The 18397-nt window shown below is 70.4% G+C and carries 19 protein-coding genes and 1 pseudogene; 16 read left to right on the top strand and 4 right to left on the bottom strand.

All coding sequences use genetic code 11. The annotated features are described in order from the left end of the window. Positions 1 to 110 precede the first annotated feature (110 nt). From R2B38_RS07070 to R2B38_RS07010, 13 genes and pseudogenes are all read left to right on the top strand, one after another. Entirely contained in the window at positions 111 to 1778 is a 1668-nt protein-coding gene (locus R2B38_RS07070) for a CTP synthase (protein ID WP_033286236.1), read from the top strand. A gap of 117 nt (positions 1779 to 1895) precedes the next feature. Then, positions 1896 to 2522: an NUDIX hydrolase gene (locus R2B38_RS07065; RefSeq protein WP_318015451.1), complete on the top strand. Its 627-nt coding sequence runs from the start codon at positions 1896 to 1898 to the stop codon at positions 2520 to 2522. Between the two features lie 204 nt (positions 2523 to 2726). Further along, a pseudogene (locus R2B38_RS07060) lies at positions 2727 to 4813 on the top strand (tetratricopeptide repeat protein). A gap of 142 nt (positions 4814 to 4955) precedes the next feature. Further along, positions 4956 to 6071, top strand: a complete 1116-nt coding sequence (ald, locus tag R2B38_RS07055; protein ID WP_033286319.1) for an alanine dehydrogenase — start codon at positions 4956 to 4958, stop codon at positions 6069 to 6071. Between the two features lie 402 nt (positions 6072 to 6473). Then, positions 6474 to 7610 carry a ParA family protein gene (locus R2B38_RS07050; protein WP_078532803.1) on the top strand — a complete coding sequence of 379 codons (1137 nt, stop codon included), beginning with the start codon at positions 6474 to 6476 and terminating at the stop codon, positions 7608 to 7610. After that, positions 7595 to 8143, top strand: a complete 549-nt coding sequence (locus tag R2B38_RS07045; RefSeq protein ID WP_078652812.1) for a hypothetical protein — start codon at positions 7595 to 7597, stop codon at positions 8141 to 8143. Before R2B38_RS07050 ends, R2B38_RS07045 begins: the two co-directional genes overlap by 16 nt. A gap of 18 nt (positions 8144 to 8161) precedes the next feature. Beyond that, positions 8162 to 9193, top strand: coding sequence for a segregation and condensation protein A (locus R2B38_RS07040; protein WP_318015450.1), 1032 nt, complete (start codon positions 8162 to 8164; stop codon positions 9191 to 9193). Then, positions 9190 to 9846, top strand: a complete 657-nt coding sequence (gene scpB / locus R2B38_RS07035) for an SMC-Scp complex subunit ScpB (protein ID WP_033286240.1) — start codon at positions 9190 to 9192, stop codon at positions 9844 to 9846. The genes R2B38_RS07040 and scpB overlap by 4 nt, the downstream gene beginning before the upstream one ends. Next, a complete protein-coding gene (locus R2B38_RS07030; RefSeq protein WP_318015449.1) occupies positions 9846 to 11030 on the top strand; it encodes a pseudouridine synthase in 1185 nt (394 codons plus the stop codon). Before scpB ends, R2B38_RS07030 begins: the two co-directional genes overlap by 1 nt. A 154-nt stretch (positions 11031 to 11184) precedes the next feature. After that, a complete protein-coding gene (locus R2B38_RS07025) occupies positions 11185 to 11913 on the top strand; it encodes an NUDIX hydrolase (protein ID WP_318015448.1) in 729 nt (242 codons plus the stop codon). Further along, complete coding sequence (locus tag R2B38_RS07020) at positions 11910 to 12932, top strand: ADP-ribosylglycohydrolase family protein (RefSeq protein WP_318015447.1); 1023 nt, start codon at positions 11910 to 11912, stop codon at positions 12930 to 12932. Before R2B38_RS07025 ends, R2B38_RS07020 begins: the two co-directional genes overlap by 4 nt. A 62-nt stretch (positions 12933 to 12994) precedes the next feature. Further along, entirely contained in the window at positions 12995 to 13318 is a 324-nt protein-coding gene (locus R2B38_RS07015) for a type II toxin-antitoxin system prevent-host-death family antitoxin (protein ID WP_318015446.1), read from the top strand. Continuing rightward, positions 13315 to 13725, top strand: coding sequence for a type II toxin-antitoxin system VapC family toxin (locus R2B38_RS07010; RefSeq protein ID WP_318015445.1), 411 nt, complete (start codon positions 13315 to 13317; stop codon positions 13723 to 13725). Before R2B38_RS07015 ends, R2B38_RS07010 begins: the two co-directional genes overlap by 4 nt. On the opposite strand, the gene R2B38_RS07005 is transcribed toward R2B38_RS07010, so the two are convergent. Genes R2B38_RS07005 through R2B38_RS06990 form a run of 4 tightly spaced genes read right to left on the bottom strand, consistent with a single transcriptional unit; the run spans position 13714 to position 16177 of the window. Beyond that, the gene (locus tag R2B38_RS07005; RefSeq protein WP_318015444.1) at positions 13714 to 14406 is read right to left on the bottom strand and encodes a DNA polymerase beta superfamily protein; all 693 of its coding nucleotides are present in this window, start codon (positions 14404 to 14406) and stop codon (positions 13714 to 13716) included. The two genes, R2B38_RS07010 and R2B38_RS07005, sit on opposite strands and share 12 nt — an antisense overlap. Positions 14407 to 14427: 21 nt before the next feature. Next, positions 14428 to 14841 (bottom strand): Rieske (2Fe-2S) protein, encoded by a 414-nt coding sequence (locus R2B38_RS07000; RefSeq protein ID WP_318015443.1) that lies wholly within the window; start codon positions 14839 to 14841, stop codon positions 14428 to 14430. Between the two features lie 49 nt (positions 14842 to 14890). Continuing rightward, positions 14891 to 15475, bottom strand: a complete 585-nt coding sequence (locus R2B38_RS06995; protein WP_318015442.1) for a DUF6529 family protein — start codon at positions 15473 to 15475, stop codon at positions 14891 to 14893. Positions 15476 to 15502: 27 nt separating this feature from the next. After that, on the bottom strand, positions 15503 to 16177 hold the full coding sequence (locus R2B38_RS06990) for a hypothetical protein (RefSeq protein WP_318015441.1): 675 nt from the start codon (positions 16175 to 16177) through the stop codon (positions 15503 to 15505). 177 nt (positions 16178 to 16354) lie between these two features. On the opposite strand from R2B38_RS06990, the gene R2B38_RS06985 reads away from it, so the two are divergent. The 3 genes from R2B38_RS06985 to R2B38_RS06975 all read left to right on the top strand — a co-directional run bounded on the left by R2B38_RS06985 (position 16355) and on the right by R2B38_RS06975 (position 18340). Then, positions 16355 to 16789: a YidB family protein gene (locus tag R2B38_RS06985; protein ID WP_318015440.1), complete on the top strand. Its 435-nt coding sequence runs from the start codon at positions 16355 to 16357 to the stop codon at positions 16787 to 16789. Positions 16790 to 16880: 91 nt separating this feature from the next. Further along, positions 16881 to 17249, top strand: a complete 369-nt coding sequence (gene aroH, locus R2B38_RS06980; RefSeq protein WP_033286250.1) for a chorismate mutase — start codon at positions 16881 to 16883, stop codon at positions 17247 to 17249. Then, complete coding sequence (locus R2B38_RS06975; protein WP_318015439.1) at positions 17246 to 18340, top strand: prephenate dehydrogenase; 1095 nt, start codon at positions 17246 to 17248, stop codon at positions 18338 to 18340. The genes aroH and R2B38_RS06975 overlap by 4 nt, the downstream gene beginning before the upstream one ends. Positions 18341 to 18397 lie beyond the last annotated feature (57 nt).

The raw sequence follows: 18397 nt of genomic DNA, 5'->3' as shown, positions 1-18397 counted from the left end.
GGCAAGAAACCCCCGAACCGCAGCGACGGCGCCTCCAGAAAAACCCGGGTTCTCCGGGCGGGCAGCCGCACCGCACCCCAGACCGCGACCACGGGAGCCCCCTCTTGGCCATGCCGCCCGCTGCTTTCCGAAACAGCAACACCACGACGACCAAGCACATCTTCGTCACCGGGGGTGTCGCCTCCTCACTCGGCAAGGGCCTCACCGCCTCCAGCCTCGGCATGCTCCTCAAGGCGCGGGGCCTGCGCGTCGTGATGCAGAAGCTCGACCCGTATCTGAACGTCGACCCCGGCACGATGAACCCCTTCCAGCACGGTGAGGTCTTCGTCACGAACGACGGTGCCGAGACCGACCTGGACATCGGCCACTACGAGCGCTTCCTCGACCGCGACCTGGACGGCAGCGCCAACGTCACCACCGGCCAGGTCTACTCGACGGTGATCGCCAAGGAGCGGCGCGGCGAGTACCTGGGCGACACCGTGCAGGTCATCCCGCACATCACGAACGAGATCAAGCACCGCATCCGGCGCATGGCGACCGACGAGGTCGACGTCGTCATCACCGAGGTCGGTGGCACGGTCGGCGACATCGAGTCGCTGCCCTTCCTGGAGACGGTCCGCCAGGTCCGCCACGAGGTGGGCCGCGACAACGTGTTCGTGGTCCACATCTCGCTCCTGCCGTACATCGGCCCCTCGGGCGAGCTGAAGACCAAGCCGACCCAGCACTCGGTCGCGGCCCTGCGCAACATCGGCATCCAGCCCGACGCCATCGTGCTGCGCTCCGACCGCGAGGTGCCGACCGCGATCAAGCGCAAGATCTCGCTGATGTGCGACGTCGACGAGGCCGCCGTGGTGGCCTGCCCCGACGCCCGCTCGATCTACGACATCCCCAAGACCGTGCACAGCGAGGGCCTGGACGCCTATGTCGTCCGCAAGCTGGACCTGCCGTTCCGCGATGTGGACTGGCGGACCTGGGACGACCTGCTCGACCGCGTCCACAACCCGCTGCACGAGATCAACCTCGCGCTGGTCGGCAAGTACATCGACCTGCCCGACGCCTACCTCTCGGTCACCGAGGCGCTGCGCGCCGGCGGGTTCGCCAACAAGGCCCGCGTGAAGATCAAGTGGGTCACCTCGGACGACTGCAAGACCCCGGCCGGCGCCGCCAAGCAGCTCGCCGACGTGGACGCGATCTGCATCCCCGGCGGCTTCGGCGACCGCGGTGTCTCCGGCAAGGTCGGCGCCATCCAGTACGCCCGCGAGCACAAGATCCCGCTGCTCGGCCTGTGCCTGGGCCTGCAGTGCATCGTCATCGAGGCCGCGCGCAACCTGGCCGGCATCGCGGACGCCAACTCCACCGAGTTCGACGCGGCCACCGGCCACCCGGTCATCTCCACGATGGCCGAGCAGCTCGACATCGTCGCCGGCGAGGGCGACATGGGCGGCACCATGCGCCTGGGCATGTACCCGGCCAAGCTCGCCGAGGGCTCCATCGTGCGCGAGGTCTACGACGGCAAGGAGTACGTCGAGGAGCGCCACCGCCACCGCTACGAGGTCAACAACGCCTACCGCGCCGAGCTGGAGAAGAAGGCCGGCCTGCAGTTCTCCGGCACGTCCCCGGACGGCAAGCTCGTCGAGTACGTCGAGTACCCGCGCGAGGTCCACCCCTACCTCGTCGCGACCCAGGCCCACCCCGAGCTGCGCTCCCGCCCGACCCGGCCGCACCCGCTCTTCGCGGGCCTGGTCAAGGCGGCCGTGGCACGCAAGACGGGCAAGTAGCAAGCAGTACGAGGGTTGTACGGTGACCGGGGTGCGCGCCTTCAAGAGGTGTGCACCCCGGCCGTTTTACGTGACGTCCGTGAACGTGTGTTTCGTGTACGTGTGGAGGGACAGCGCATGACGATCAAGGACACCCCGGAGGAGTGGGAGATCCGGGCGACCGTGACCCCCTTCGTCGGCAACAAGACCTCCGTACGCACCGACGACGTGGTCATGCCCGACGGCACGGTCGTGCACCGCGACTACCAGGTCCACCCCGGCTCCGTGGGCGTCCTCGCCCTCGACGAGGAGGACCGGGTGCTGGTCATCAGGCAGTACCGCCACCCCGTACGGCAGAAGCTGTGGGAGATCCCGGCCGGGCTGCTCGACATCCCCGGTGAGAACCCGCTGCACGCCGCCCAGCGCGAGCTGTACGAGGAGGCGCACGTCAAGGCCGAGGACTGGCGGGTGCTGACCGACGTCTACACCTCGCCCGGCGGCAGCGACGAGGCCATCCGCATCTTCCTGGCCCGGGACCTGTCCGAGGCCGAGGGACAGCGCTTCGAGGTCGAGGACGAGGAGGCCGACATGGAGCACGCGCGCGTGCCCCTCGACGACCTGGTCCGCGGGGTCCTCGCCGGCGAGCTGCACAACAGCTGCCTCGTCACCGGCGTCCTCGCCCTGGTCGCCGCCCGGCACGGCGACGGCATCGACGCGCTGCGCCCCGCCGAGGCACCGTGGCCGGCGCGTCCCTTCGAGTCCTGAACCCACACCTCACCCACACTCCACCGACACCTCATCCTTTCCGCCTCTTTCGGCGTCTTCCGGTGTGACGATCGGCTGATCCGATCGGGGGACGTGCCCGCCGCGCTCCGCACGGTTCGTCGCAGAGCGTGAACTAGGCTCTGGAATCACCCGATCCGGAGTCCCGGCGGGCTATGCGCGTGCAGTGGGACGGGAGTGTGGCCCGTGACGGATCAGGCGGTGGACACCGGCGGCGTGAGGCTGTCCGAGGACACTTCTGTCGAGGGCCAATTCCTGGGCCGCGCAAGAGAGTTGAAGGAGCTGCGCGCCGACATCGAGCGCGCCGGCCTGGACACCATCGCGGGCCGCAAGGCCCCGCGCGCGCGGGTGCTCCTCATCGCGGGCAAGCCCGGCTCCGGCCGCAGCGCGCTGGCCGCGGAACTCGTCCGACAGGTCGCTGACCGTTACGACGCCGGTGTGTTCCGGGCCCGGCTGAGCGAGCCCGACGGCACCCCCGTCCCCACCGAGCGCACCGCCCGCGAACTCCTCACCGCCCTGGAGCTGCCGACCCCGGCCGGCGCCTCCGAGGACGACCTCTCGGACATCCTGCGCGAGGCCCTCACCGACCGGCGGGCGCTGCTCCTGCTGGACGACGCGGCCGACGCCGAGCAGGTCGACGCGCTGCTGCCGGACTCCCCTGACTGCCTGGTCGTCGCCGTCTCCGGCGGCCCGCTCACCGGCATCGCCGACGTCCGCCCCTGCACCCTGGGCGGCCTCGACACGAAGTCCGCGCTGGAACTCCTCACCCGCTACACCGGCGCGGTCCGCATCACCGTCGACCCGGTCGCCGCCGAGGGCCTCGTCGAGGTGTGCAGGTCCCAGCCGGCCGCGCTGACCCTGGCCGGCGGCTGGCTCGCCGCCCGCCCGCAGGCGGCCGTAGCGGACCTCGCCAAGCACCTGCACGCCGAGAGCGACGAGGGCACCCCCCTGAGCCGCGTCTTCCGGCTCGTCTACGGCTCCTTGCCGAGCCCCGCCGCCCGGATACTGCGACTGCTGTCCCTCGCCCCGGCCGGCCTGGTCGACCCGCAGACCGCCTCCGCGCTCGCCGGCTGCTCCGTCAACGGCGCCCGCACCACCCTCGACGACTTCGTCGCCGCCGGCCTGCTGCGGGCCCTGGACTCGCCGCTGCCGCAGTACGAGGTGCCCGGCTGCCTCCAGCCCCTCCTGCACGCCCTCGCCGAGACCCAGGACCGTCCGGCCGAGCTCCAGCTGGCCCGCGCCCGCATGCTGGAGCGGACCGTACGGCTGCTCCAGTCCTGCCGCGCCATCACCGAGACCGACAGCCCGCAGGCCCGCGAGAAACTCCTCGGCACGCCCCGCGCGCTGCGCTTCCCGACCCCCGGGCCGCCGCCGACTGGCTCCGCGTCCGCCAGCCCGCCCTGCTGGCCTCCGCCCGCCTCGCGGTCGCCGACGGCGAACTCGACACGCTGGCCCGCCGGTTGATGTCCCAGCTGGTGCGGGCGATGGTCGCCCACTTCGGCACCCAGGCCGCCGCCCCCGAGCTCTACGGCATCCACCGCCTCGTACTCGACGTGGCCGAGCGGCGGAATCTGCCCCGCGAGAAGGCCGCCGCGCTGCTGAACCTCGCCGATCTGGACGCGCAGACCGGCCGCACGACCGAGGCACTGGCCCGCTACCGGGCCGCGCTGGACGCCGGACGCGAGGCGAACGACCCGTATGCGACCGGCCGCGCGATGGAATCCGTAGGCGGCGCGCACCAGGAGCTCGGTGACTACGACCGGGCCGCCGACTGGTTCGGCCGAGCGCTCGCCCAGCGGCAGGCCCGGGACGAGCGCGTGGACGCCGCCCGGCTCTACGGCCGGATCGGCGCAGCGCACACGTACGCGGGCCGCTACGGCGAGGCGCTCAGGAACTGGCGGGCGGCCGTCGCCGGGCACCGCAAGAACGGCGATGTGGCCGCCCAGGCAAGGGCGTTGAGCGAGTTGGCGCGGGTCCAGGAGTACGCGGGCCGCCCCGAGGAATCGCTCGCCACCTGCCACGAGGCCGTCGAGTGGGCGCGCCGCGCCGAGGACGTACGGCTGCAGGCGGCGCTCCAGCTGCGGCTGGCCGACACCCTCGACCGGCTCGGCGATCCGGCGTCCGCCGCGCTGCACCGGGGGACGGCCGAGCGGATGCTCGGTGAGGAGCTTGAGGAGGGTGATTCGGCCGCCGAATCCCCGGAATCCGCCTCCGAACCCCTGGAACAAGACGCTAACGCCTGCGAAATCCGTAGTACATCCGCAGAAGATTGATGCATTGAAAGGCTAGACACGGAGAACACCTTCATTAGACTGGCTCTGCCGCACCTTCTCCTGCGGTCTCCCGGTGCGCTCATGCATGTCCGGGTATGAGATGTATTGCCCCACACCCTCTGAGCCAAGGACCGTGATCGACGTGAAGGTCGGCATCCCCCGCGAGGTCAAGAACAACGAGTTCCGGGTGGCCATCACCCCCGCCGGCGTGCACGAGCTGGTGCGCCACGGCCACCAGGTCTTCATCGAGCAGAACGCCGGCGTCGGCTCCTCGATCACGGACGACGAGTACGTCTCGGCCGGTGCCCAGATCCTGGCCACCGCCGACGAGGTCTGGGCCACCACCGACCTGCTGCTCAAGGTCAAGGAGCCCATCGCCGAGGAGTACCACCGCCTCCGCAAGGACCAGACGCTCTTCACCTACCTGCACCTGGCCGCCTCCAAGGAGTGCACCGACGCGCTCGTCGAGTCCGGCACCACGGCGATCGCCTACGAGACCGTCGAACTCCCGGGCCGCGCCCTGCCGTTGCTCGCCCCGATGTCCGAGGTCGCGGGCCGGCTGGCCCCGCAGGTCGGCGCCTACCACCTGATGCGCTCGGTCGGCGGCCGCGGTGTCCTCCCCGGCGGTGTCCCCGGCACCCAGCCCGCGCGCGCCGTCGTCATCGGCGGCGGTGTCTCCGGCTGGAACGCCACGCAGATCGCCGTCGGCATGGGCTTCCACGTCACGCTGCTCGACCGCGACATCAACAAGCTCCGTGAGGCCGACAAGGTCTTCGGCACCAAGGTCCGGGCGATCATGTCCAACGCCTTCGAGCTGGAGAAGGCCGTCCTGGACGCCGACCTCGTCATCGGCGCGGTGCTCATCCCGGGCGCCAAGGCGCCGAAGCTGGTCACGAACGAACTCGTGTCGCGGATGAAGCCCGGAAGTGTTCTTGTCGACATCGCGATCGACCAGGGCGGCTGCTTCGAGGACTCGCGTCCGACGACCCACGCCGAGCCGACCTTCCCGGTCCACAACTCGGTCTTCTACTGCGTCGCCAACATGCCCGGCGCGGTGCCGAACACGTCGACCTACGCGCTCACCAACGCGACGCTCCCGTACATCGTGGAGCTCGCCAACCGCGGCTGGGCCGACGCGCTGCGACGTGATCCTGCTCTCGCCAAGGGCCTCAACACCCATGACGGCAAGGTGATTTACCGCGAGGTCGCCGAGGCGCACGGACTGGAGCACGTCGAGCTGGAATCGCTGCTCGGCTGACTCTGTCGACTAAGTCACCGTTCGGCAAAAGGCGATACGTCAACACAGGTCGTCAACTCAGCGCACCCGGCCGGACCTTGCTCGACAGGTCCGGCCGGAAGTGTGTGTATGGTCACTTTGCGGCACTCGGTCAACTCGCGCCGAACGTAACCCTTGAACCGATTCGTGCACCGGTGAAACCTGCCGTGCGACTGCCGTACGCCCTTGACAGAGGGATGTTTCATTGCCGACACATCGGGCCGGGTCCGGCGGATTGTGTTGCTGCGAACACCCGACACGCCATAGAGTCGCCAACCGTCGGCATGGTGCCACGCTGACCTATCGAGAAGTTCCCTGGTCACCAAGGAGGTAAGACGACTTGTGAATGAGTCGACATTTTCTCCCGGGGGTGGTCAACCAGGAATGCCTGCAAGGGGCCAGGAGCCCGCGGGGTTCGAGGCTGTCGGCTCCGTTGCGGTGCGAACCTTCGCAGCCCACCAGGGTCACCACAAGCCAGGGGTGACTCAGCCAGCACACCAGAGCATGGATGGCCATCACGTGAACGCCATGGCCGGCGACGGAAGGGGCGCGCCCCACAACCATTTCGCCGACTACGACGAACTGCCCGACGGGCACTTCTACGACCCCGACGCCGAGTACGAGCCCGATCCCGAGTACGCGGCCACACTCGCGCCCGACGCCGCCCGTCAGCGCCGCGAGCGCGTGGGCCCGACCGGACGCCCGCTGCCCTACTTCCCGATCCCGGGTCCGCTGACCAGTCACGGCCCCGCGACGATCATCGCGATGTGCAACCAGAAGGGCGGCGTCGGCAAGACCACGTCGACCATCAACCTGGGTGCCGCGCTCGCGGAGTACGGCCGACGCGTACTGCTCGTCGACTTCGACCCGCAGGGCGCGCTGTCGGTCGGACTGGGCGTCAATCCCATGGAGTTGGACCTCACCGTCTACAACCTGCTCATGGAGCGGGGCATGTCGGCCGACGAGGTACTCCTCAAGACAGCAGTCCCGAACATGGACTTGCTGCCCAGCAACATCGACTTGTCCGCTGCCGAAGTGCAGTTGGTGAGCGAGGTCGCGCGCGAGTCCACCCTCCAGCGGGCGTTGAAGCCGCTGATGGCCGACTACGACTACATCGTGATCGACTGTCAGCCCTCCCTCGGCCTGCTCACCGTGAACGCCCTGACGGCGGCTCACAAGGTGATCGTGCCGCTGGAGTGCGAGTTCTTCGCGCTGCGCGGTGTCGCGCTGCTGACGGAGACCATCGAGAAGGTCCAGGAGCGCCTCAACCCCGAGTTGGAGCTCGACGGGATCCTCGCCACGATGTACGACTCCCGCACCGTGCACAGCCGTGAGGTGCTCGCGCGCGTGGTCGAGGCGTTCGACGATCACGTCTACCACACGGTCATCGGGCGCACGGTGCGCTTCCCGGAGACCACGGTCGCCGGTGAGCCGATCACCACGTACGCCTCCAACTCCGTCGGTGCCGCCGCCTATCGCCAGCTCGCCAGGGAGGTGCTCGCCCGGTGTCACGCCGAGTGAGTCTGCCGGGGGCCGACGAACTGTTCCGTACGACAGGGGGGATGGCGCTTCAGTCGTCCACCCCGAGGAGCCGGGCCAACGGCGAGGCCCGGGTGCCGGCTCCGGCGGGGGAGAGCGATCCCACCGCCGGGGAGGACGCCCCGCAGTCCGTACCGGCCCAGGGCGGTGACGGAGAGGGCGCCGAGCACGTCGCGGCGGACTCGGACGGCGGCGAGTCCCGCAGCCGTTCCGCGGACGGCTCAGGACGACGTCAGGAGGCGCAGGAAGGTTCTGCCCAGCCTCGGAAGCAGCGTCAGCGGGCGCAGGCCAACCGCCGGCCCAGCGGGCGCGAGCGGCACGACGAGAAGATCACCGTGTACGTCTCCGCCGAGGAACTCATCGACCTGGAGCACGCACGCCTGATGCTCCGGGGCGAGCACGGCCTCGCGGTCGACCGCGGCCGGATCGTCCGCGAGGCGGTCGCCGTCGTCCTGGCCGATCTGGAGTCCCGCGGGGACGCGAGCATTCTCGTCCGCCGGCTTCGCGGGCGGTAGCGGTAGCCTGCGGGGGCCATGACCTCGAACGACGCTCCCGCATCCGGCGCACCTGCCGGTCGTCGGCGTGCGCTGGGCAAGGGGCCGGGCGCGGCTCCCGAACCCGGGCCCGAGGCGCAGGTCGCCCTGGCGGAGCCGGTGCCCGAGGTCGTCGTAGCGGAGCCAGTGCCCGAGGCCGTCGTAGAAGAGCCCGTGGCGGTTGTCGCGGAGCCTGAAGCGGCCGAAGAAGCCGATGACGGGGTTTTCAAGGTCCGGCTCGCCAACTTCGAGGGGCCCTTCGACCTTCTCCTCCAGCTGATCTCGAAGCACAAGCTCGATGTGACCGAGGTGGCGCTGTCCAAGGTCACCGATGAGTTCATGGTGTACATCAGGGCGATGGGTCCTGACTGGGACCTGGACCAGACGACCGAGTTCCTTGTGGTCGCGGCGACCCTGCTGGATCTGAAGGCGGCGCGGTTGCTGCCCGCCGCCGAGGTCGAGGACGAGGCCGATCTCGCGTTGCTGGAGGCTCGGGACCTGTTGTTCGCGCGGTTGTTGCAGTACCGGGCGTACAAGCAGATCGCCGACATCTTCAACCGGCGGCTCGACGACGAGGCCCGGCGCTATCCCCGGACCGTCGGGCTCGAACCGCACCACGCCGAGCTGCTGCCCGAGGTGGTCATCCGGATCGGGCCCGAGGGGTTCGCCAAGCTCGCCGTGAAGGCGATGCAGGCCAAGCCCAAGCCGCAGGTGTACGTCGATCACATCCACGCGCCGCTCGTCAGCGTGCAGGAGCAGGCCGGGATCATGGTCGCGCGGCTGCGGGAGCTCGGCGAGGCCAGTTTCAGCGTGCTCGTGGACGACACCGACGACACCCTGACCGTCGTGGCGAGGTTCCTGGCGCTGCTGGAGCTGTACCGGGAGAAGGCCGTCGCGCTGGACCAGGAGACCGCGCTCGGGGATCTGATCGTGCGCTGGACCGGTGGGGAGGGGGAAGGCGAGCCGGTGGTGACGGACGAGTTCGACCGGCCGCCCGAGCCGCCCAAGGAGACCAAGGAGGAGTCGGCGTGAGCGAGGAGACCACGGGCGTACCGGCGAGCCCGTCCGGCGTCGCGGAGCTCGACCTCAAGCCCGCCCTGGAGGCCGTCCTGATGGTCGTGGACGAGCCCGCGACCGTGGAACACCTCGCGAAAATACTCCAGCGGCCCAAACGGCGGATCGCGGACGCGCTGCGTGAGCTGGCCGACGAGTACACCGTCCAGGGGCGCGGTTTCGAGCTCAGGCTGATCGCGGGCGGGTGGCGTTTCTACTCGCGACCGGAGTACGCGCCGGCCGTCGAGGGCTTCGTCCTGGACGGTCAGCAGGCCCGGCTCACCCAGGCGGCGCTGGAGACCCTGGCGGTCGTCGCGTACCGCCAGCCGGTCAGCCGCAGCAGGGTCTCGATGGTCCGCGGAGTCAACTGCGACGGTGTGATGCGCACCCTCCTCCAGCGGGGTCTGGTCGAGGAGGCGGGCACGGAACCCGAAACAGGTGCGATCCTGTACGTGACGACGAACTACTTTCTGGAGCGGATGGGCCTGCGCGGCCTGGACGAGCTCCCGGAGCTCGCGCCCTTCCTCCCTGAGGCTGAGGCGATCGAGGCGGAGACGCTGGAAGGGGTCCCGTCGTTCGATCCGGATGCACCGGATGCAGATGCAGACGAAACGACGACGACGGAACTTTGATGCGAAGCAGTGGCAGTGGCAGCAGTGGTGGCGGCGGTAGGAGCGGCGGGCGCGGCAACCCCCGCGGGACCGGCGGGGGCGGCAATCCCCGGGGTTCCGGTGGGGGCGGCGGCGGCCGTGGCTCCGGCGCGGGCAACTCCCGGGGCGCCGGTGGCGGCGGCTCCCAGCCGAGGGGCGCGGGAGGCCGCGACGACAAGCCGAAGCGCGCCGGAAAGCCGCGTCCCGAGGAGCGGCGCTACGACGTAGGCCCCACGGGATCCCACGAAGGTCCCAAGTCAGGGCGGGGTGCCGCCGCGCGCGGTGGTGCCAAGGGCGGCCCCAAGCAGGGCCAGGGCACCGGACGCGGGCGCTGGGCCCCGGCGACCTCGCGGGAGTACGACGCGCGGGCCGAGGAGCGCAACCGGGAGCGGTACGCGGGCAAGAAGGACATCAAGCTGCCCAAGACCTTCCCGGGCGCCGAGCAGGAGGGCGAGCGGCTGCAGAAGGTCCTCGCGCGCGCGGGCTACGGCTCCCGGCGCTCCTGCGAGGAGCTGATCGAGCAGTCCCGGGTCGAGGTCAACGGCGAGATCGTCGTCGAGCAGGGTCTGCGGGTCGACCCGGAGCACGACGAGATCAAGGTCGACGGGCTGACGGTGGCGACGCAGTCGTACCAGTTCTTCTCGCTGAACAAGCCCGCCGGTGTCGTCGCGACGATGGAGGACCCCGAGGGCCGGCAGTGCCTCGGCGACTACGTCACCAACCGCGAGACGCGTCTTTTCCACGTCGGACGGCTCGACACCGAGACCGAGGGTGTGATCCTGCTCACCAATCACGGCGAGCTGGCGCACCGGCTGACCCACCCCAAGTACGGCGTGAAGAAGACCTATCTCGCGCACATCGTGGGCCCGATCCCGCGCGACCTGGGCAAGCAGCTCAAGGACGGCATCCAGCTGGAGGACGGGTACGCGCGTGCGGACCACTTCCGCGTCGTCGAGCAGACCGGCAAGAACTACCTGGTCGAGGTGACCCTCCACGAGGGCCGCAAGCACATCGTGCGCCGCATGCTCGCGGAGGCCGGCTTCCCGGTCGACAAGCTGGTGCGGGTCTCCTTCGGCCCGATCACCCTGGGCGACCAGAAGTCGGGGTGGCTGCGACGGCTGTCGAACACCGAGGTCGGCATGCTGATGCAGGAAGTCGATCTGTAAGTCGAGCTTTAGAAGCGTGAGCTGAGTGCGGCCGGTTCCGGGTTTCTCCGGGGCCGGCCGTTTCGTTCTCGCCGTCTTCCTCGGGCGCCGGGGGTTGTGCCGGACCGCGACCTCCCTTTATGGTCGGACTGACTATTAAGGGGGGTGGTTGCTCATGACCACAACACCGGGCTACGACAAGTACGCCTTCGAACCTTTCGCCGTCACCGCCGACCTCGCCGTCCTCACGATCCGCGCGGGCGCCCTGCATGTGCTGCTCGTCGAGCGCGGTCAGGAGCCGTACGCCGGGCACTGGGCGCTGCCCGGTGGCTTCGTGGCGCCGGACGAGTCCGCGGAGAGTGCCGCCCGGCGTGAACTCGCCGAGGAGACCGGCCTGTCGGACGTCTCCGGGCTGCATCTGGAGCAGCTGCGCACCTACAGCGAGCCCGACCGGGACCCCCGCATGCGGGTCGTCACCGTCGCCTTCGCCGCGCTGCTGCCCGACCTGCCCGAGCCGCACGCGGGCAGCGACGCGGCGCAGGCCCGCTGGCTGCCCTACGACGCGCTCGGGCCGCTCGCCTTCGACCACGACCGGATCCTGGCCGACGCGCACGAACGGGTGGGCGCCAAGCTGGAGTACAGCTCCCTCGCCACGGCTTTCTGCTCGCCCGAGTTCACGCTCGGGGAGCTGCAACAGGTCTACGAGACCGTGTGGGGCGCGGAGTTGGACCGCCCGAACTTCCGCCGCAAGGTGCTCGCCACGCCGGGTTTCGTCGAACCGGTGCTGGGCGGGGCCAAGTTGACGGGCGGTCGGGGGAAGCCGGCGGCGCTGTACCGCGCCGGGAACGCCACCGCCCTGTATCCACCGCTGCTCCGGCCGACCCGGGAAGGACGTCCCGCATGACCTCGACCACCGTCAACAAGGGTGCTGCCACAGGGGCGTTGATCGGCCTCGCGCTCGGGGACGCGCTGGGCTTCCCGACCGAGTTCAACGCCGTGCCCGACATCCTCGCCAAGTTCGGTCCCTGGCGGGAGATGGAGTTGCCGAAGCCCGCGATCGTCACCGACGACACGCAGATGACGCTGGCGTTGGGGCGCGGGCTGCGAACTGCCATGGAACGGGGGCTTCTTGGGCCTAAGCGGATGGAGCGGCCGGTGCGTGAGGAGTTCGTGGACTGGTACCAGTCGCCGGACAACAACCGTGCCCCGGGCCGGACTTGCCTCGTCGCCTGCAACCTGCTGAAGAGCGAGGGGCGGGTGTGGCAGGACGCCAGCCAGATCGGTTCGAAGGGCTGCGGGGCCAACATGCGCGTCGCGCCGGTCGGGCTGATCCCCGGTCTGGACGACGAACAGCGGTCCGGTGCCGCCCAGTTGCAGTCCGCGCTGACCCATGGCCACCCGACCGCCCTCGCCGCGTCCGACCTCACCGCGCACGCCGTACGGCTGCTCGCCCAGGGTGCCGAACCGACCGGTCTTGTCGGGCTGCTGCGGTCGTACGCCGTCGAGAACCGGACCCGGTACCACGAGCGCTGGCTGGGTGACCTGTGGACGCGGAGCCAGGACCCGACCCCCGAGCACTTCATCGCGCGGGGCTGGGACGAGTGCCTGGAGATCCTCGGCCGGCTCGAGAACGCGGTACGGACCGTCTCCCCGGAGACCGACCCGTGCCTGGCCACCGGCGCGGGCTGGATCGCCGAAGAGGCCCTGGCTACCGGCCTGTTGTGCTTCCTGCTCTTCGTCGAGGAACCGGTGACCGCGTTGCGGCGGGCGGCCTGTACGTCCGGTGACTCGGACTCGATCGCCTGTCTCGCGGGGGCGTTCGCGGGGGCGCATCTCGGGGCGGACGCGTGGCCGGAGGAGTGGGCGGGGCGGATCGAGTACCGGGGGGAGCTGTTGGGGCTGGGGGCGCTCTGGGATGCCTGACGCATCGCGACGGTGTCTGACGTCGGCGGGCGGTGTCAGACAGTGGGCCTATCGTGGCAGGCATGAGTAAGGCGAAGCGCAGGCGCGTGCCGGCCCGGGAGCTGTCCCGGCACACCGCGGCTCTGTTGGACGCCGTGGCGGCGGGGGAGTCGATCGAGGTCACTCGGGACGGGGTGCCGGTCGCCATCCTGTCTCCGCTGGAACCGGCCGAGCGGGACATCCGTGCCGCGATCGCCATCGGCCTGCTCGACGCCTCGGTCATGGACGAGAGTCACGGCGTCGAGGCCGCCGACGCGCTGGAGCGGCTGCGCGCGGTCAGACGGGACGCGGAGGGACGCGGCCCCACCGCGGAGCTGCTCGCCCAGCGCGAGGAGGAGACGCGGTGACGCTGCTCTACCTCGACGCGTCGGCGATCGCCAAGCTGCTGCGGGTCGAAGCGGAGACGGCCGCGCTGGAGCAGTGGATCGGGCAGCACGGCGGAATGCGCCGTGTCGTCACCTGCGACCTGGCGCAGACCGAGGTGCGGCTGCTGCTGCACCGGCTCGGCGCGGACGAGGACGAGCGGGCGGCCGCCGACGCGCTGCTGAACGCCATCGCGCGGGTTCGTCTCACGCCCGAACTGATGCAGGACGCGGAGGACTTGACGCCGGACACCTTGCTGCGCAGCCTCGACGCGATCCACACCGTGGCGGCGCTGAAGCTCGGTCACGGGGTCAGCTGGTTCGTGACGTACGACAAGAGGCAGGGCGAGGCCGCCGCCAACGCGGGGTTGGCGGTGGCGTCACCCCGCTAGGGCGTCGGTGGACGCGCGGCGGACCCCGATCAGGAAGTCCTCCACGCGGCGTCGGTCCGGCTCCGGCGGGAGTGGGGTGTGGGTCGCCGCCTCGTCCGTCTCCGTGGCCAGGCGGGTCATCCAGGACTCGACCTCCGGCCAGGGGATTTCGCCGCGTTTCACCGCGAGGAGTGGGGCGCGTTGGTCGCCGACGTCGATCCGCAGGGTGCCCGTGCGGAGCAGGTCGCGGGCGCTGGTGAGGAGGCGGAGGAGGTGCATCGCGTGCTTCCAGCGCGGGGCGCCGTGCGTGCGGATGTCGACCTCCAGCTTTTTGCGCTGGCCCAACGCGTAGCGCGTGAACGTCTCGTGGACCTGGCGGGAGAGGAACGCGTCGCGCAGGGCGAGGAGTTCACGGCCGGTGTCGTCGACGTGCTCGACGAGGGGGGAGTGGAGGCACTCCAGGATGTTCGGGTTGGCGCGCAGGGCCAGTTCGCAGAAGCGCTCCAACTCCCAGCTGAACTGCTCCTCCGCCGGGCCCTCGATGTGCGTCGGCGGCTTGTCGAAGCGCCAGAAGAGGGGGGTGGGGGCCACGAACACGCCCCGGCGGTCCGTGTCGCTGCCGTCCGTCGCCAGGCCGAAGGCGCGTGAACCCATCACGCAGGCGTAGATCGTGTGGTCGCGGACCAGGCTCTCGAACGGCATTCCCGGAGCGTACGTCGCAACTCACGCCAGGCGGATCGAATTTCCCTCCACCTTGATCTGCTCGGCGGGCAGCGGCTTCGGCGCCGGTCCCGCCTCCACGGAACCGTCCGCGATGCGGTACTTGCTGCCGTGGCACGGGCAGTCGATGGTGCCGTTCGCGACGGTGCCGACCGTGCAGCCCTGGTGGGTGCAGATCGCGGAGAAGGCCTTGAACTCGTCCTTCTTCGGCTGGGTCACCACGATCTTCTGGTCCTTGAAGATCTTGCCGCCGCCGACGGGGATCTCGGAGGTCTTCGCCAGCTCCTGGCCGCCGGTGGCCTTCACCGACGACGAGCCCGAGGAGTCGTTGCTGTCGCCGTACTTGCTGCAGCCCGCGGTGAGCGCGGCGGCCGCACCCGTCACGAGGACCGTGCGGCGCGTCGAGCTGTCGGTCATGTGGTCACTCCGAGGGAGGTGTGTGGTCGCTTGGTCGCTACGGCCGTGGTCATGTCGTCACTCCGACCGTGCGGAAGAACCAGAGGGCGGATGTCAGCCAGAGCAGCGTGAGGAGGGTGAAGACCAGTCCGCCGACGACCGGCAGCAGCCAGCCGGGCAGCCGCTCCGAGCGGAGCAGCAGCATCTTGGCACTGAAGGCGCCGAAGAACGCGCACCCCAGAACGGAATGCCACATCACGCGTGTCGAGTACGTCTGGTAGCCGAACGCGTAGAGGCAGTGCACGGCGACCGGCACCGCCACGAGGAACGCGATCCGCCCCGACCAGCGGTGCAGCGTCGCGGACCAACTCGGCCCGGGCAGGCGGCCGTAGACCATGAAGGCCGAGACGACCTGGACGAGGGCGAAGAAGAACGCGGTCGTCGCGAGCCAGGACTTCACCGCGCCCGTGCTGCTGAAGCCGGCGAGGTTGAAGGCGGTGCCCGCCGGGTCGTGGACCTTGCCGTAGACGCCGAGGCCGACCGCTACGGCGGCGGCGACCAGGGCCGGGACCAGGTAGCGGGCGGGGCTGTCGTGGTGGGGTGCGGGTGGGCGCGGGGGGTAGGACTGGGTGGCGGCGTTCGGGTCGGCGGTCATGATCGGCTCCCTGAGGCGGACGGTGGGTCAGGGGGTGACGGGCTGGGCGGTGAGCTGCTGGCCGTCGACCGTGACCGCGCCGGTCTCCGGGTCGATACGGGGTGCGGAGGTGGCTTTGCCGTCGCGGGTGACGATGCCGGTCTGGCGGCCGTTCGGCAGCACGATCCAGCCGCCGTCGATCTTGGCGCCGCGCACCTTGGCGGTCGCGCGCCACAGCCCGGACGGCTTGACGGCCTTGTCGGCGGTGAACGTGTACGGGCGGCCCTCGTCCTTGACGGTGCCGGTGATCTTCTTGCCCTGCTCGATCCTGCCGTCGAGTACGGCGCCGTTCGGGGCGGTGAGCTTCATGCTGCCGTTGTTGTTGACGCGGCCCCGGAGCCAGGCCTCCTTGTAGCGGCCGTCGCAGAAGTAGGCGACCGCCTTGCCGTCACGGACGGAGACCGCGACCGAGGCGGCGTCGTCGTCGGTGCGGCCGGCGTAGTTGGCGTTCGCCACGGCGGGCTTCGACGGCGATGGCGTCGGGCTGGGTGTGACGGACGGTGTCGGTGACGTCTTCGCCGGTGCCTTCGGTGACGCGGACGGTGATGCCTCGCTGTACGAGGACGATGCGGTCTTCGTCCCCGAAGTCGCGTTGAGCGTCAGCATGAACAGGCCCAGCACCAGACCCGCCAGAAGTGTGAGCAATGGTCCAGGACGCTTCACTGTGGCCCTCCCCCGAGGCGTGCTTCCAGCCCATCAGAGCGGACTCCGGGCCGTGGGTAAAGAGGCATACCGGGATGATCTCACCCCAAGTAGCGGAACGGGACGGTTCGGGTGACATTGGCAGGGTTCGAGGCCGGGCCCCGACCAGCGGCCGGCCGCTCTCGAAAGGTGCGAGCCATGGCGGGCAACGATCTCGGCAGCCTTCTCGGTGGACTTCTGAGGGGAGCGGGCGGAGGGGGCCAAAGCGGTTCCGGCAGCGGCAACATCCTGGGCGCGCTGCTCTCCGCCCTCGGTGGGAGTCAGAGCGGAAGCGGGACCGGGAGTAATCCGCTGGGCGGGCTTCTCGACATGCTCACCAAGTCCGGGCTCGCCGAGCAGAAGGACTCCTGGGTCGGTACCGGGCAGAACCAGTCCGTCACCGGCGAGCAGATCCAGCAGGCGCTGCCCGACGAGACGTTGCGGAAGGTCGCCGAGCAGGCCGGTGTCACCCCGGAGCAGGCCGCGAGCGACCTCGCGCAGACCTTGCCCCAGGCCGTCGACAAGCTCACCCCTCAGGGGCAGGTGCCGCAGGCGGCCTCGCTGGAGGAACTGGTCCGGCAGCAGTCCCTGTGAACGTCTCGGTGGGCGGGCGGCGCGCACCCGTGCCGGACGGGCTGATTAGGCTGGATGTACCAAGAGCCGTACATCAGCGAGGAGCTAAACCGTGGCGGTACGAGCGGTCCGGGGCGCCGTCCAACTGGACAAGGACGAGGCCGGGCACATGGACGAGCAGGTCGGAGCGCTGCTCACCGCCGTCCTGGAGCGGAACGGCCTCACCGCCGAGGATCTGATCAGCGTCTGGTTCACGGCCACGCCCGATCTGCACAGCGACTTCCCGGCGGCCGCGGCGCGCAAGCTCGGCAGCGGGTTCGCCGACGTGCCGCTGATCTGCGCGCAGGAACTCGACATCGAGGGCGCGATGCCTCGCGTGGTCCGTGTCCTCGCGCACATCGAGTCCGACCGGCCCCGTGCCGACATCGCGCACGTGTACCTCGGTGCGGCGGCCGCGCTGCGCAAGGACATCGCGCAGTGAGGACCGCGCTCGTCATCGGCACCGGGCTCATCGGTACGTCCGCCGCGCTCGCCCTCGCCTCGCGCGGAGTCGTGGTCCACCTCGCCGACCACGACCCCGAGCAGGCGCGTACGGCCGCCGCGCTCGGCGCCGGTACCGACGAGGCGCCGGACGGGCCCGTCGACCTCGCGATCGTCGCCGCGCCGCCCGCGTTGGTGGCCGGGGTGCTGGCCGACGCGATGCGGCGGGGGGTGGCCCGGGGGTACCTCGACGTGGCCAGCGTCAAGGGCGGTCCGCGGCGGGAGTTGGAGTCGCTGGGGCTCGACCCGGCGGTGATGTCCCGGTACATCGGCTCGCATCCCATGTCCGGGCGCGAGAAGTCGGGCCCGCTGGCGGCGACCGGTGATCTTTTCGAGGGCCGCCCGTGGGTGTTGACGCCCACGCGTGACACCGACACCGAGGTGTTGAACCTCGCCCTGGAGCTGGTCTCGCACTGCCGTGCGGTGCCGGTCGTCATGGATGCGGATGCCCATGACCGGGCTGTGGCGCTGGTCTCCCACATGCCTCATCTGGTGTCCAGCATGGTCGCCGCGCGGCTGGAGAACGCCGAGGAGGCCGCCGTACGGCTGTGCGGGCAGGGGATTCGGGATGTGACCCGGATCGCCGCGTCGGATCCCCGGATGTGGATCGACATCCTTTCCGCGAACCCGGGGCCCGTCGCCGATCTGCTCACCGATGTCGCCGGGGACCTGGAGGAGACGGTTCGGGCGTTGCGTGCGCTGCAGTCCGCCGATGACGGCAAGCGGCGGGAGGGCGCGGGCGGGATCGAGGACGTGCTGCGGCGGGGGAACGCGGGGCAGGTCCGGGTGCCCGGCAAGCACGGGTCCGCTCCGCGGGTGTACGAGGTCGTGGCTGTGCTGATCGACGACCAGCCGGGGCAGTTGGCCCGGATCTTCGCGGATGCGGGGATGGCGGGGGTCAACATCGAGGACGTTCGCATCGAGCATGCGACCGGGCAGCAGGCGGGGCTCGTGCAGTTGTGGGTGGAGCCGAAGGCTGCGCCGGTGCTGACTGCGGCATTGCGGGAACGGGGCTGGGCGATCAGGCAGTAGGTGTGGTGTGCGGTGCGTGGGGGCGGGCGTCTTCTGGGGGCTCTGCCCCCAGGCCCC

The organism is Streptomyces sp. N50, assembly GCF_033335955.1.
Classification (GTDB): Bacteria; Actinomycetota; Actinomycetes; order Streptomycetales; family Streptomycetaceae; genus Streptomyces.
This window is presented reverse-complemented; position numbering and strand designations above follow the sequence as displayed.